Origin of the sequence: Neisseria sp. CCUG12390, assembly GCF_047837985.1 — a bacterium.
Lineage (GTDB): Bacteria > Pseudomonadota > Gammaproteobacteria > Burkholderiales > Neisseriaceae > Neisseria.
Map to the genome: position 1 here is coordinate 759090 of NZ_CP181244.1, position 14999 is coordinate 774088.

14 protein-coding genes are annotated in these 14999 nt (G+C 54.8%); 7 read left to right on the forward strand and 7 right to left on the reverse strand.

Translation table 11 applies throughout. The features are described from left to right. Positions 1-117: 117 nt before the first annotated feature. Positions 118-417, forward strand: coding sequence for a ComEA family DNA-binding protein (locus ACM67E_RS03535; protein WP_416191716.1), 300 nt, complete (start codon positions 118-120; stop codon positions 415-417). An 83-nt stretch (positions 418-500) separates the two neighbouring features. On the opposite strand, the gene ACM67E_RS03540 is transcribed toward ACM67E_RS03535, so the two are convergent. The 3 genes from ACM67E_RS03540 to ACM67E_RS03550 form a co-directional block, all read right to left on the reverse strand. Continuing rightward, positions 501-1301, reverse strand: coding sequence for an IS3 family transposase (locus ACM67E_RS03540; RefSeq protein WP_416192236.1), 801 nt, complete (start codon positions 1299-1301; stop codon positions 501-503). Then, entirely contained in the window at positions 1298-1645 is a 348-nt protein-coding gene (locus ACM67E_RS03545) for a helix-turn-helix domain-containing protein (protein WP_416192237.1), read from the reverse strand. The genes ACM67E_RS03540 and ACM67E_RS03545 overlap by 4 nt, the downstream gene beginning before the upstream one ends. Before the next feature lie 127 nt (positions 1646-1772). Further along, on the reverse strand, positions 1773-2576 hold the full coding sequence (locus ACM67E_RS03550; RefSeq protein WP_416192238.1) for an outer membrane protein assembly factor BamD: 804 nt from the start codon (positions 2574-2576) through the stop codon (positions 1773-1775). Here ACM67E_RS03550 and rluD point away from each other — a divergent pair. From rluD to ACM67E_RS03580, 6 genes are all read left to right on the forward strand, one after another. Continuing rightward, the gene (gene rluD, locus ACM67E_RS03555) at positions 2575-3699 is read left to right on the forward strand and encodes a 23S rRNA pseudouridine(1911/1915/1917) synthase RluD (protein ID WP_416192239.1); all 1125 of its coding nucleotides are present in this window, start codon (positions 2575-2577) and stop codon (positions 3697-3699) included. The genes ACM67E_RS03550 and rluD overlap by 2 nt on opposite strands. Before the next feature lie 97 nt (positions 3700-3796). Further along, a complete protein-coding gene (gene pgeF, locus ACM67E_RS03560; RefSeq protein WP_416192240.1) occupies positions 3797-4579 on the forward strand; it encodes a peptidoglycan editing factor PgeF in 783 nt (260 codons plus the stop codon). Between the two features lie 480 nt (positions 4580-5059). Further along, on the forward strand, positions 5060-5536 hold the full coding sequence (lptE, locus tag ACM67E_RS03565; RefSeq protein ID WP_416192241.1) for an LPS assembly lipoprotein LptE: 477 nt from the start codon (positions 5060-5062) through the stop codon (positions 5534-5536). Further along, positions 5537-6538 (forward strand): DNA polymerase III subunit delta, encoded by a 1002-nt coding sequence (holA, locus tag ACM67E_RS03570; protein ID WP_416192242.1) that lies wholly within the window; start codon positions 5537-5539, stop codon positions 6536-6538. A gap of 174 nt (positions 6539-6712) precedes the next feature. After that, positions 6713-7132 carry a hypothetical protein gene (locus ACM67E_RS03575; protein ID WP_416192243.1) on the forward strand — a complete coding sequence of 140 codons (420 nt, stop codon included), beginning with the start codon at positions 6713-6715 and terminating at the stop codon, positions 7130-7132. A gap of 93 nt (positions 7133-7225) precedes the next feature. Next, positions 7226-7747, forward strand: coding sequence for an RDD family protein (locus ACM67E_RS03580; protein ID WP_416192244.1), 522 nt, complete (start codon positions 7226-7228; stop codon positions 7745-7747). A 371-nt stretch (positions 7748-8118) separates the two neighbouring features. Here ACM67E_RS03580 and gloB read toward each other — a convergent pair whose 3' ends face one another. The 4 genes from gloB to purL form a co-directional block, all read right to left on the reverse strand. Then, positions 8119-8874, reverse strand: coding sequence for a hydroxyacylglutathione hydrolase (gene gloB, locus ACM67E_RS03585; protein WP_416192245.1), 756 nt, complete (start codon positions 8872-8874; stop codon positions 8119-8121). 81 nt (positions 8875-8955) lie between these two features. Next, positions 8956-9987 carry a hypothetical protein gene (locus ACM67E_RS03590; protein ID WP_416192246.1) on the reverse strand — a complete coding sequence of 344 codons (1032 nt, stop codon included), beginning with the start codon at positions 9985-9987 and terminating at the stop codon, positions 8956-8958. A gap of 116 nt (positions 9988-10103) precedes the next feature. Beyond that, positions 10104-10628 (reverse strand): GNAT family N-acetyltransferase, encoded by a 525-nt coding sequence (locus tag ACM67E_RS03595; RefSeq protein ID WP_416192247.1) that lies wholly within the window; start codon positions 10626-10628, stop codon positions 10104-10106. Positions 10629-10742: 114 nt separating this feature from the next. Beyond that, positions 10743-14657 carry a phosphoribosylformylglycinamidine synthase gene (gene purL, locus ACM67E_RS03600; protein WP_416192248.1) on the reverse strand — a complete coding sequence of 1305 codons (3915 nt, stop codon included), beginning with the start codon at positions 14655-14657 and terminating at the stop codon, positions 10743-10745. Between the last annotated feature and the right edge of the window lie 342 nt (positions 14658-14999).

Below are 14999 nucleotides of genomic sequence, written 5' to 3' on the forward strand. Positions count from 1 at the left end.
GGGGCTTTTACTTTGTTCGGAGAGAAGAGCGGATGGGAAACAGCAAATAACGGTTGTAAATAATAGTATCTGTGCATATAATATCAACCGTAACGAATAACCAAAGGATAACGTTTTATGCACAGTACTTTGAAAAAGATCTTCTTCTACGGGTTGGCAACGCTGGCAGCATCGGTCAGCAGTGCTGCGGTGAACATCAATACGGCTTCGGAGAGCGAGCTGACGGCTTTACCGGGTGTGGGGCCTGCGAAAGCGAAGGCGATAGTGGCGTACCGCAAACAGCATGGGAATTTTAAGACGGTTGACGAGTTGAAAAACGTGAAGGGGATAGGGGAAGGGATCTTCTCGAAGCTGAGGAATGAGGCGACGGTTGCGGCGCCGGTGAAGAAGGCTGCGCAGCCTGCCGTGAAAAAGTAGGGGGGATGCCGGACAGAGTCTCGGGGCCGGCATGGATTGGGTTGAACTGTCCCCCTAATTCTTGGACAAGTTAAAAATCCTTCTCAAACAGCCTGCTCAAGCTGGGTTCTGTAAGCCACAGGACTCAGCTTGTTTAAATTCAAACTGATACGCTCATGATTGTAGTAATGTATGTAATCATCTATCACTTGGGTCAATTCTGCCACCGATAACGCCCCTTCCTGATGGAAGCTCTCTTCTTTTAATGTACCGAAGAAACGCTCCATCGGTGCGTTATCCCAGCAATTGCCTTTGCGCGACATACTCTGCACAATCCCTCTCTCCGCCAGTTTCGTCCGATAAGCCTCGGTTCGGTAAAGCACACCTTGGTCGGAATGCAGCAGCGGCGTTTGCCCTTTCAGACGGCCGAATGCCTTATCCAGCATCTTCATGACCATCTTGCTGTCCGGCTTTCTGCTGACCGCATAAGCCACAATCTCGCGGTTGAACACATCCAATATCGGCGATAAGTACAGTTTGCCGTCTGTGCATTTGAACCCGGTCACATCGGTCAGCCATTTTACTCCCGCTTTATCGGCAGTAAATGCACGCTTAAGGATGTTTTTCGACGTTTCTCCTATGACTTGCGGACGGTAGGCTTTTTTACTGCGCACTTTGGCTTTTAACCCCAATAGTTTCATAATGCGCTGTACTTTCTTTTTGTTCCACGACAATACGGCGGCAATCCGCCGATGGCCGTAGCGGCCTTTGTGCCGGTAATAGACTTCACTCACTGCCGCTTTGGCTTCCATATCAGGATCGGGTTTGCCGATGTGGTAATGAAAGCTGCTTTTGGGTATGCCGGCACTGTGCAGCAGGTATTTCAGCGGGTGCTTCGCCCTCAACGTTTGAACGGTTTCGCAGCTTTGGCGGCGTTCTTTTCGTTGAGGGCTTTCATGTGCTTTAGGTAGTCGTTCTCCGCCCTCATGTAGCGTAACTCTTCAATCAGCGCTGCCTGAGTTTTTTCATGGTCGGGTTTGTCGACGATAAAGGGATTCTTGCGTTTGGTCTTCATCAGCGCAGCCTGCGGGTGTTGAAGTGCGGCGATGCCGCCTTCCCGATAGGCGGCGATCCAACGGCGCAGGTGTGTGCGTGAGACGTTGAAATGGTCTGCGGTGCGCTGTTGGCTGTGCACTTGGTGGTAATGGAGTACGGCTCGGTATTTGAAGTCTGGTGTATATTTGGACATAGGAAAACTGCACCTTTCTAAGTTGGGGGGGAGTGTCCAACTTTTGGGGTGCAGTTCAAATTGAGTTTTGCAAAAGTCTCGGCCTCTAATTTTTTATGGTTAGTTACGCGTTTTGGCAATAATCTAATTACTTCCAATAACGCCACCACGGCATATCGCCGTTGCGCCATTCATGTGTCAGAAACGGGCTTTGCGGGAAGTTTTGCTGCAAAATGCGGCGTGTGTCCGCGGCCAATTGAGGTTTTTCCAGCTTTTTGTAAGCCAGTTCCATCATGGCCAATGATTCTTCGACATAACGTGTATTTTGGTATTGCTGAACAATTTTTTGCGCGCGGTTAATGGCAGCGATATACGCACCGCGTTTCATGTAGTAGCGGGCTACGGCAATTTCGTTTCCGCCCAATGCATCGACCAATTTGGTCATGCGTTCAGTCGCATCGGATGCATACTTGCTGTTAGGATAACGTTCCACCAATTGCGAAAATGCATGATAGGCATCGCGGTTTGCTTTGGGATCGCGGTCAGACCAGTCTTGCGAGGCCAATTTGTTTAAGAATGATTGGTCTTCGTTAAACAAAACCAAGCCTTTCAAATATAAGGCATAATCCATATTCGGATGTTGGGGGTGATGGCGTTGGAAGCGGTCGATGGCGGCCAGTGCTTTTTCCGGCTCGTCATCTTTATAGTAAGCATAGGCGGTATCCAATTGCGACTGCTGCGCATAGCGGCCATTGGGGAAGCGTGACTCCAGCAGTTCATATAACTTGACGGCTCGCGTATAATTGTTGCTGTTCAATTCATCTTGTGCTTCGGTGTAAAGTTGTTCGACACTCCAATCCTGAGTGATTTGAGCGTCTTTATCGACGGTGCCCGTATTGGCACATGCGCTGAGAACCAAACTTAGAGAAACAGATAAAAGAATTTTTTTCATGCAGAATACTTCCTTTGATAATGAAGCCGATTATAGCGATGATTTAGACTTTGCGGCAGCCCCTGAAGCAGAAAGTTGTGTTAAATTGACCGTGCCTGTCGAGATGGCCGGTTTGCGTTTGGATGCGGCGTTGGCCAAACTCCTGCCCGATTATTCGCGCAGCCGCCTGACTGCGTGGATTAAAGACGGCGCGGTCATTGTAAACGATAAAGCCGCGCAACCCAAAGACAAAATGATCGGTGGCGAATACATTGCCGTCACCGTGAGGCCGTCTGAAGAAAATCTGGCGTTTGTTCCCGAATCGATGGATTTGGATATTGTCTATGAAGACGATACCGTCATAGTCATCAACAAACCTGCCGGGCTGGTGGTGCATCCTGCCGCAGGCAATTGGACGGGTACGCTGTTGAACGGCTTATTGGCGCATTGTCCCGAGTTGGGGCAGGTGCCGCGTGCGGGTATTGTGCACCGGCTGGATAAGGAAACCAGCGGTTTGATGGTGGTTGCCAAAACTTTACCTGCTCAGAATTCGTTGGTACAGCAGCTTCAGGCGCGCACGGTGAAACGCATTTACCGCGCCGTGGCAAACGGTATCGTGCCGTTTGACGGCAAAATCGACACCTTAATCGGCCGCGATCCGCACAACCGCCTGAAAATGGCGGTCGTGAAATACGGCGGCAAACCGGCGGTGACCCACGTCAAAGTATTGGAACGTTATCTGTCGCACAGCTATATCGAATGCTCGCTGGAAACGGGGCGCACCCACCAGATCCGCGTCCACATGCGCGAAGCCAATCATCCGCTGGCGGCCGATCCGGTGTACGGTAATCCGCGCCATCCGTGCAGCGATGCGGTGAAAGAAGCGGTAAAAAGTCTGGGTGCGCGCCAAGCCCTTCATGCCTACCGTTTGAGCTTTGTCCACCCGAAAACCGACGAAACTGTTTCGTTTGAGGCTCCTTTGCCCGGTGACATTTATCATCTGCTTTCCGTCTTGCGTCTGGAGGCCGGTTTGGATTCGTCATTGAGCAACGAAGAGGAATGGCAGGATAAGCTCGATAATGATGACGACGATGATTGGAACGAAGACGATTATGATGTCGAGGTCGTTTATGTACGCGATTAGGTTTTCAGACGGCCTGTCGGTGTAAAACAAACTGATTGACGAAAGATTTTCAGACGGCCTGTGAGACTGCGGGGCCGTCTGAAAAATAAGGAGCGACATGAAAACCTTAAGCGAAACTTTGGGGATTAAAGAGCAGGGCAGCATTTTCCTGACGGCCGACTGGCCTGCGCCTGCGAATGTGAAAACCTTAATCACCACGCGCAACGGCGGCGTGAGCGAAAAGCCGTTTCACAGCCTGAACGTCGGAACGCATGTCGGCGACCATCCCGAACATGTCGCGCGCAACCGCGAAATCGTGCAAAACCGTGTCGGCCTGCCCGTTGCCTATTTAAACCAAATCCACAGCAATATCGCGGTCAACGCGGCAGATGCGGTGTCTGCGCTCATTGATGCTGATGCCGCCGTGGACACGACCGGCCAGGCCGCCTGCGCCAGCATGACCGCCGACTGCCTGCCGGTTTTGTTTTGCGACAAAGCCGGCACCGTAGTTGCCGCGGCTCATGCCGGTTGGCGCGGACTGGCCGGCGGCGTGTTGCAGAACACGGTTCGGGCAATGGGTGTCCAGCCTTTGGAAATCATGGCTTATTTGGGGCCTGCGATTGGTTCGGAGGCGTTTGAAGTGGGGCAGGATGTGTTCGACGCATTCGCCGCGCAGATGCCCGAGGCCGAAAGCGCATTCGAAGCCATCGGCGGCGGCAAATATCTGGCCGACATCTACGCTTTGGCAAGGATGGTGCTGCAATGCGAAGGGGTGGACATGGTTTACGGCGGCACGCACTGCACCGTATTGGAACGCGATACCTTTTTCTCCTACCGCCGCGACGGGCAGACCGGCCGTATGGTCAGCGTGGTTTGGTTGGAAAAACAGGCTTGCATTTGAAATATCAAAAAGCAGTCGGGGCCGTCTGAAAACAATCTTTTCAGACGGCCTGATACCTTTGAAAATCCCGCATTTGAGTACGGTTCGAAGTTATAGCGGCACAGAAAGTGCAGACATCATTCAGACAGGTAACTTTCGGGCAGCGCATAACGCAGAAATGTGCCAAAGATGGGCATTTTGCAAAGGTCTCTGTCTGAGTGGATTTTTTGCGCATCCCACGCCGTTATCGGGAACGGTTGCGATACTTTATCCATACGCCGTTTATTATCGATAACATCACGGTTGAGGCCGTCTGAAAAACCTTGTCCGTTTTGTTTTCAGACGGCCTCAATCCGTCATGCCGCATTCACACCCTGTCAACACGGTTCTGCCCGTTCCAAACGCCCCGGCACATCAGGCCGTCTGAAACCCCGAAGATTTCAGACGGCCTGATAATCCGCTATAATCCGGCTATTGTCGTCTCCGAAACGGAAGCCCAACATGAAAAACATCATCCTTACCGCCGCCGTGTTGCTGCTGGCTTCGTGCGGTTTCCATTTGAAAGGCACGGCCGGTACGTCGCAGCCGCTGCCGTATCAAAACTGGCACGTCAACGGCGGCGCGTTGCAGCAGGCTTTGGAAAACGCCCTGCGCCGTTCGGACGGCCGCCCTGTCAAAGCGGATGAAGCTCAAATGTCGGTCAATGTAACCCACATCGAGATGCGCCGCGACATCTACACCATCACCCGTGCCGCCGACATCAACGAATACCTGCTGATTTTGCGTGTCGAAGCGCAAGCCTTACGCAACGGCGAGCCAGTGGGCGAACCGATGAGCGTGCTGGTGGAGCGTGCCATGGATTATGCCGACAGCGAAGTTTTGGGCAAGGCGGAAGAAGAGCAAACCATCTGGTCGGAAATGCGCACCGACGCGGCCGAGCAAATCGTGCGCCGTCTCACCTTTTTGAAAGCGCAGTAAATGGCGGCGATGAATATCGAGCAGCTCAGTGCCGATATGCCGCTCAAGCCGCTGTATGTGGTTCACGGCGAAGAAGATTTGTTGCGGATTGAAGCACTCGATACTCTGCGTGCGGCGGCGGTGCGGCAGGGTTATCTCAACCGCGAAGTGCACACCGCCGACACGAATTTCGATTGGAACGAATGGCTGCAATCGGCGGGCAGCATGGGTCTGTTTGCCGATTTGAAACTGATGGAGCTGCATATTCCCAACGGCAAACCGGGCAAAAACGGCGGCGAGGCCTTGCAGCAGTTTGCCCAAAACCTGCCCGAAGACACCGTTACCGTCATCATGCTGCCCAAGCTGGAGAAAGCGCAGACGCAGGGCAAATGGTTTGGCGCGCTGGCGGCGCAGGGCGTGATGCTGGAAGCGAAAGCCGTTACCGCCGCCGCGCTGCCTGCGTGGATTAAAGGCCGTCTGAAAAAATGGGATTTGGACATCGAACCCGACGCGCTGGCTCTGTTTGCCGAACGCGTCGAGGGCAATCTTTTGGCGGCGAAGCAGGAAATCGACAAACTCGCGCTGCTGCACCCGAAAGGCACGCTGCTGAATATGGCCGACGCAGAAGCGGCGGTGGCGAATGTGGCGCGTTTCGACGTGTTCCAACTGGCGGGCGCGTGGATGAAGGGCGATGCCCTGCGCGTGGCGCGTCTGCTCGACGGCTTGGAAGCGGAAGGCGAAGAGCCGGTATTGCTGCTGTGGGCGGTGGCCGAAGACATCCGCACCTTAATCCGCCTGACCGCCGCGTTGAAGCAGGGGCAGAACATCCAATCCCTGCGCAACAGTCTGCGCTTGTGGGGCGACAAGCAGACGCTCGCGCCGATGGCTGCCAACCGTATCCCCGTCGGCCGCCTACTCGAAGCCCTGCAAACCTGCGCCAAAATCGACCGCATGATTAAAGGTGCGGAAGACGGCGACGCGTGGACGGAGTTCAAGCAACTGGTCATGGGGTTGGCCGTCTGAAAAAGCGCGGCAGCCAAACACGCTGTTGCCGGCATCAAGTCAATGGATAAACCTGCCGGCCGTCTTCCCCCGCAACCCTGAAATACTGTAAAATAGCGTTAAATCATTCCAAGGCCGTCTGAAAGCCCTGCGGAAACTTTTCAGACGGCCTCAAACTGTTTTAAGGAACACTTCATGGATACAAAAGCAAAAATCCGTTTGGGCGGCCTGATTGTCTTGGCTACCGCCGTCTTGAGCCTGCTGCTGGTCTTAATTGTTGACTCGTGGCCGATTGCCATCGCTTTGGCCGTCGTGATTATGGCCGCGGCTGCCGGCGGTTTTGTCTGGACATCGCGCCGCCAGCAACGCCAGTTTATCGAACGCCTGAAAAAATTCGACATCGATCCCGAAAAAGGCCGCATCAACGAAGCCAACCTGCGCCGTATGTACCACCGCGGCGGCCAGGCGCAAAAAGACGCAATTACCTTGATCTGCCTGTCGCAGAAATGTTCGGTTGACGAAGCGCACGCCATGTTCAAAAAACGCCCGACCCGTCAGGAAATGAACCAGATGGCGGCGCAGCAGGCCAAAGGCCAACGCCGTCCGCACCGTTGATTGTTTAACCGTCAGGCCGTCTGAAAACAGGGCAGAAACCGATGATTTCCGTTTCCGCATCCGTTCAGACGGCCTTTGTACACGGCCATTCCCATGACCCGATTCCCCACCGTTTCCCTCAAACGCCGCCTTGCCGCCCTGATGTACGAAATGCTGCTGGTCGGTGCCGTGACCGCCATTGCCGCGATTCTTTCCGGCATACTGGCGATTTTCCTCAATCCGGTTTCAACGTATTTGTCCAGCTTTGCAACCTGCATCCTGATGCTCGGCTTTTGGTGGTACTACTTCCGCACGAACTGGCTGCAAAAAGGCCAGACGCTGGCCATGCAGACATGGAAAATCGGCCTGGCCAACCGGCAAAACGTGCAGCCGCCGCTCCACCAACTGCGCCTGCGGTTCATGTGGGCGTGCGTGTTCGTCGTGTTCATCCCCATGCTGGCCTATGCCGGACTGCGCCATTTTCTGAATATTCCGCCGATGGGTGCGTTCGGCGCGGCGCTGTTCTGGCTGATTCTGCCGTGGGGCTTTGCGCTGCTGAATCCCGACCGCCAGTTTTTGTATGATTTTTTGGCAGGAACGCGGCTGGTGGATTTGAAGAAAGATGGGAATAAATAGTTTTTGGAGCGGATGCCGGACCAATCGAAAGGCCGTCTGAAAACCGAATATCGGTTTTCAGACGGCCTTTTTAAAATCCTATTTGCACGGGTACTTGCTGCCTGCAAAATATTTGGGTTGCGCGGCTGACGGTTTGAAGGAATTTGGTGGGCATGAATGCCCACCCTACGGCGGAAGCTGTTTTGGGCAATATGCCGTCTAAAATTGGTAGGGTGGGCACTTGCTGCCCACGCAATCTACATGCTTTTCTTTTATTTGCAAATAAACCATGCCGTCTGAAAATATCAAACTTTTCAGACGGCCTTTTCCAAATTCCGACCTTGTGGGCATGAATGCCTACCCTACGAATCTCTATCAGGTTTCAGACGGCCTTAAAAATGATTTTTCAATTCGCGTAAGGCGGCGAAGACTTCCAATTCCGTTTCAAACTTTCTGCCGCTCAAATTTTCCACGCGTTCCCAAACCTGCGGCAAACCGACGCGCAGGAACGGGTTGACTGTGCGCTCGTGCAGAAGCGTGACGGGCAGGGTGGGGGCGGCGGCGGATTCGGCTTCGCGCAAGGCCGTCTGAATGTCGGCGTTGTCCGGTTCGATGTGGGCGGCAAAGCGCAGGTTGGACGCGGTGTATTCGTGCGCGGGGTAAAACAAAGTGTCTTCCGGCAATTGGTTGAAGCGCAGGAAGCTGTCGAACAATTGTTCTACCGTACCGGTGAACACGCGGCCGCAGCCTGCGCTGAACAGGGTGTCGCCGCAGAAAACGTGCAGGCCGTCTGAAGTTTCAAACAGATAGCTCAAATGGTGGGCGGTGTGGCCGGGTGTCGCCCAAACGGTGGCCAGGCCGTCGCCGAACGGGATTTGCAGGCCGGCTTCGGCGCGGTGGGTAGCTTCGGGGATGTCGCTGTTGCCGTAAACGGGGGATTCCATATAGGTGCGCCATAATGCGCCTGCGCCGCCGCGGTGGTCGTCATGGTGGTGGGTAATCCAGGTTTGCGCGAGCATCAGGCGGCTGTTGACGAGGAATTTCAATACCGGCGTGGCATCGCCCGGGTCGATACAGACGGCATGGTTGCCTTCCTGAATCATCCAGATGTAATTGTCGTTGAAGGCTTTGACTGGGGTGATTTTCATGGTGTTCCTTTTTTCAGACGGCCTGAAGGCCTTTGTAAATATTGTGCACTGCGGATGCAGTGTTTTGAAACGATGCCGGCTTTACGGCAATTCAGGTAAATAATCGCGGCGGTTGCGGCTCAGGCCGTACACGGCGGCGCGCGCCTGTTTGACGGTCAGGCGGTTGTAGGTCAGGCGTTGGGTTTGGTTGCGGTCGGAAATGTGGATTTCGCCCTGTTTGCGGGTTTGCCTGTGGGGAAACTCGTTTTTCAATGCGTGCCACAAATCCGGTTTGATGTGCACGACGGCAAACATATCGTGGGCGATGTTCACGCCGACGCTGATTTCCTTTTTCGATTCCTGAATGCAGAACGAGCGGTCGTTAAAGAGACACAGACCCGATTCGTCGGGATAGCGGTAAAGCTCGATTTTCACCGCTTCGGGCGTGTCGAATGCGGAACGGAACATCTGTTCGAACAGGGAAGGCTGCGAAACGCCGTCGCTGAGCATACTGTAAAGATTCGACAGCCAATCGACGTAACCCGTAAAGGTAAAGCCGAAATCCTGCATAACCGCTTCGATGTGTTTCGGCTCGCGCCCGCGGATCAAATGCACGAATTCGCGGCTTACGGCGGGCAGTTGGCGGCGGATGGCCTGATGCAGCCGGTGGGCGAACAGGGTTTTGTGGTTGTTCGGATTGCGCAAGATGCCCAGCAGTTTCAGGCGCAGAATCCGCCAAACGGCATCGGGGGCTTTCAGACGGCCTGCGGGCAGGGTTCGCAGCAATTGGCAGGAATCTTCGTAGCCGCTTTCGTGGCGGTTGAACCAGCTTTCCAGATTGTATTGATTGGGCGAGCCTTCGACGAAAGTCAGCGTGTAGAGGTTTTTGGCGGCCAAATTGGTGATGATGTTCACATTGTCGGCTTCGCCGCGGTAGGGCTTGTGAAACAGGGCGACAGGCAGGCGGTAAACGTTTTGGTTCTGCGCGCCGACGTCCGCATTGTGCGCATGCTGCCGCTGCTCGGTTTGCGCGACATAGTGGTGCATTTTGGTCGGATTGGCGGTCAAAAGCGCAAACGGCTTGGTGTCGCATTCCGGATAGTCGCAATCGCTGAGGATAAAAGCGTGTTTCATGTTTCAGACGGCCTCTGGGCAAATCAGGCTTTATCATACCCTATGCGGGGCAGAATGCAAAAAAGGTTGAGGCCGTCTGAAAAACGTTTTCAGACGGCCTGTCGTATGGCGGCGGTTTATTTCATTTCCTTTTCAAAGCGGAACATTTCGTCAGGCACGGCATGGTTGCCGCTGTCCGGTTTGTCGGGAGCCGGATTTTGCTCGACATAAAATTCCACGATTTTAAAATCGCATTTCAAATAGAAATGAATATTGCGTTTTTCGAAATAGGGCGTATGCGTTTCCCATACCCGTGTTTGCGGATAGCGTTGCTCAATCAGTTTCCAAGCCTGTTGTCCGAAGCCTTGGCCGTGCCGGCTGCTGCAGATGAAAAACAGTTCCAGCCCGTTATGCTGCGTTTGCGGGTTGATGTTGACCACCGCGCCGCCGACCATGCTGCCGCCGGCTTCAATCTGCAGGCATTGCGCCCGTTCGCCCTGCATACAGGTTTCGATTTCTTCGCGGCTGATGATTTCTTCGTTTTCCGCCAACTCATCTTGAAATGCCTGACGGAATGCCTGCTGCAGGGAACGGATAAACCATTCGCGGTTTTCTGCCTTGAGTGGATGAACAACGAGCGTTTGCGGATGGGATGGATTCATTTTTTCTATCTTGAGTGATGTGGGTTGAACCGGGGTTCGACAAGGCCGTCTGAAAAACGACGGAATCACTTCCATTTTTCAGACGGCCTTGATGTTCAAACCGTGTTCGGCGGATCAGCCCAAAGCCTTACGCGCGCCGGCGAACAGGCGTGCCCAGCCGGACTGCTCCGTCCAGCTTTCGGGCTTCCAGCTCATTTGCGCGGCGCGGAACACGCGTTCGGGGTGCGGCATCATGATGGTCACGCGGCCGTCGGCGTTGGTTACGCCGGCGATGCCCTGCGGCGAGCCGTTCGGGTTGAGCGGATAGGTTTGCGTGACTTGGTTCAGGCCGTCGACGTATTGCAGCGCGATGCCCAAATCGGCCGGCACTTGGCCGCCTTTCAAGGCAAAGTCGGCGCGGCCTTCGCCGTGGCTGACCACCACCGGCAGGCTGCTGCCCTGCATTTCGTTCAGAATCAGCGAAGCCGATTTCGGCACATGAACCATGCTCAGGCGCGCTTCGAACTGTTCGCTCTCGTTGCGCTTGAACTTCGGCCATGCGGACGCACCCGGGATGATTTCGGCCAGATTGCTCACCATTTGGCAACCGTTGCACACGCCCAAAGTCAGCGTGTTCGGATTGGCAAAGAACGCGGCAAACTGCTCGCGCAATGCGGGGTGGAACAGAATCGATTTCGCCCAGCCTTCGCCCGCGCCGAGCACGTCGCCGTAGCTGAAGCCGCCGCAGGCCGCCAGCATTTGGAAAGTCTCCAGATTCACGCGGCCGCTCATCAGGTCGGACATATGTACGTCATACGCGTCGAAACCGGCTTGGGTAAAGGCGGCGGCCATTTCGATTTGGCCGTTCACGCCCTGTTCGCGCAGGACGGCGATTTTCGGCTTCGCACCGCTGTTGACAAACGGTGCGGCAATGTTTTCGTTCACGTCGAAGGTCAAATCGGCGAACAATGCGCTGCGTTCGTCGTCGCCGATTAAGGCAAACTCGCTGTCGGCGCAGGCGGGGTTGTCGCGCAGGCGTTGAATGTGATGGGAAGTTTCCTGCCATATGATCTGCAGGTGCAGGCGGCTTTCGTCAAGCAGGCATTCGTTCCCGCACATCACGGTGAAATTATCGCCTTCATGCGCCTGACCGATTTGTCCGACGGCTTCGCCCAAGCCGTTGTTTTGGAAGCGGCTCATGACGTCGGCGAAATCTTCGGCGCGCACTTGGATGACTGCACCGAGTTCTTCATTAAATAACACACGCGATGCGGCTTCTTTCAGATTGCCTGAACATTGCTGTTGCACTTGTCCGGCCAATTTCTGTATGTCGATTTTTACGCCGCAACGTGCCGCAAAAGCCATCTCCGCCAAAGTCGCAAACAGGCCGCCGTCGCTGCGGTCGTGGTAGGACAAGAGTTTGCCTTCGGCCACAAGCTGCTGAATCACTTCATAAAACGCTTTCAGACGGCCTGCTTCGATGTCTGGGCTTTCGCCCGTCATTCGGTTGTAAACCTGACTTAAAGCCGAACCGCCCATGCGTGCTTTTCCGAAGCCCAAGTCAATCGCCAACAATACGCTGTCGGCCACGTTTTTCAGTTCGGGCGTAACGGTTTTGCGCACGTCTTTAACAGGGGCGAACGCGGAAATAATCAGGCTCAAAGGCGAGATAACGGATTTTTGTTCCGCACCGTCCTGCCACACGGTTTTCATCGATAGCGAATCTTTGCCCACGGGAATGCTGATACCCAGTTCCTGACAGGTTTGGGAAACGGTTTCGACGGTGCGGTAGAGTTTTTCGTCTTCGCCGGCGGTGCCGCAGGCGGCCATCCAGTTGGCGGAGAGTTTGATGTTGCCCATGTCGCCGATGTTGACGGCGGCGATGTTGGTAATCGCTTCGCCGACGCACATGCGGCCGGAAGCAGGCGCGTCAAACAGGGCGACGGCCGGTTTTTCGCCCATAGACATCGCTTCGCCTTGATGGGTGTTGAAACCCATCATGGTGACGGCGCAGTCGGCCACGGGCGTTTGGTATTTGCCGACCATCTGGTCGCGGTGGGTCATGCCGCCGACGCTGCGGTCGCCGATGGTAATCAGGAAGTTTTTGGCGGCCACGGCGGGCAGGCTCAAGACGCGGTAGGCGGCTTCGGTAATGTCGATACCGTCTGAAACAAAAGCGGTGTTTTCGCGGCTGACCGTTTTGTCGTTGCGGGTGGTTTTCGGCGGTTTGCCGAGCAGGACATTCAGCGGCAAATCGACCGGATTGTTGCCGAACAAATCGTCGCGCACCTGCAAATGGCCGTCGTCGGTGGCCGTGCCGACCACGGCAAACGGGCAGCGTTCGCGTTCGCAGATGGCGCGGAAGGTGTCCAAATCTTTTTCCAAAACCGACAATACATAACGCTCTTGCGATTCGTTACACCAGATTTGCAGCGGCGTTAAGCCGTGTTCTTCCAGCGGCACGTCGCGCAGCTTGAATTTCGCGCCGCGGCCTGCGTCGTTGACCAATTCGGGGAACGCGTTCGACAAGCCGCCCGCGCCCACGTCGTGAATCGAGATAATCGGATTTTGGTCGCCCAGCTGCCAGCAGCGGTCGATGACTTCCTGCGCGCGGCGTTCGATTTCGGGGTTGCCGCGCTGAACGGAATTGAAATCCAAAGAAGCGTCGTTGGTGCCGGTATCCATAGACGAAGCCGCACCGCCCCCCAAACCGATGAGCATACCCGGGCCGCCGAGCTGAATCAGTAATGCGCCTTCGGGGATTTCGTCCTTATGCGTTTGCTGCGCCTGAATGTTGCCCAAACCGCCGGCAATCATAATCGGCTTGTGGTAGCCGCGCACTTGGCCGTCGATTTTTTCTTCAAAGGTACGGAAATAGCCCAAGAGGTTGGGGCGGCCGAATTCGTTGTTGAATGCCGCGCCGCCGATGGGGCCTTCAATCATGATGTCCAAAGGCGAAGCGATGTGGCCGGGTTTGCCGTAGGGTTTTTCCCACGGCTGCGGCAATTCGGGAATATTGAGATTGGACACGGTAAAGCCGGTCAAACCTGCTTTCGGGCGCGAACCTTTGCCGGTTGCGCCTTCGTCGCGGATTTCGCCGCCCGCACCCGTGGCCGCGCCTGCAAACGGCGCAATCGCGGTAGGGTGGTTGTGGGTTTCCACTTTCATGATGATGTGGGTGTCTTCTTCGTGGAAACGGTAGGCTTGGTTTTCGGCGGCATTCGGGTAGAAACGCTCGATTTTCGCGCCTTCGATGACGGAGGAGTTGTCTTTGTAGGCCACGACCGTGCCTTCGGGATGGGCTTCGTGGGTGTCGCGAATCATGCGGAACAGGGATTTTTCCTGTTTTTCGCCGTTGAGAATGAAATCGGCGTTGAAGATTTTGTGGCGGCAGTGTTCGGAATTGGCCTGCGCGAACATCATCAGCTCGACATCGCTCGGATTGCGGCCTAAGGCTTGGTAGTTTTCCACCAGATAGTCGATTTCGTCGGGCGACAGAGCCAAGCCCATTTCGGTATTGGCTTTGACCAACGCTTCTTTGCCACCGCCCAATAAATCGACGGTAGAAAAAGTTTCCGACTGAATGTGGCGGAACAGTTGCGCCGCCGCGTCGAGGTCGGTCAGCACGCTTTCGGTCATGCGGTCGTGCAGGAGTGCCGCCCATTGTTGCTGCTGTCCGGGAGTCAAATCGCCGCGAATCCATACCGCCATGCCGCGTTCGATGCGCTCGATGTTTCCGATGCCGCAGTTTTCGGCGATATTGGTGGCCTTGGAGGCCCACGGCGAAATCGTGCCCAAACGCGGCGTAATCAAAAACAAATGCAAGCCGCTTTGCGCTTTCGGTGTTTCGGCAACACTTTCGGCTTCCAGCAAGGCTTGCAGTTTGTCGACGGTCGCAGCGTCCAAAGTATGTTCGCTGCTGACAAAATACCAAAATTCGCTTTCCAGCTTCACTTCGGGCAGGCCGGTTGCGGCCGCTTTTTGAAACAGTTTTTCAACACGGAAATCAGACAGGGCGGTCACGCCGCGCAAGGGCAAAACGACAGACATGGATTCGGCTCTCAAATGCGGTTGGGAAAGGCGGTATTATACGCGTAATCAGTTATCTGCGCTTGTGTATTTGGGCGGCTTGATTGAATTTCAGACGGCCTCAGGGAAGGATTTATTTTCTGTTTCTTGTGCATGTAAGAGGGCTTTCAGGCGGATTTCAGACCAGTCATCGGACAAAGGGGACGCTAACGGCGGTTTTGTTGTATAACTGGCCGCCGATAATCAGCTGTTGCGTTGGCCGTGATGTTTTTCTTTGATGGGAAAGGATTCGGGTTAATGTGCAGCGTATTTTTGAGATTGAGTATCAACCGGGCGGAACGGTTCATCACGGTACGCATGATA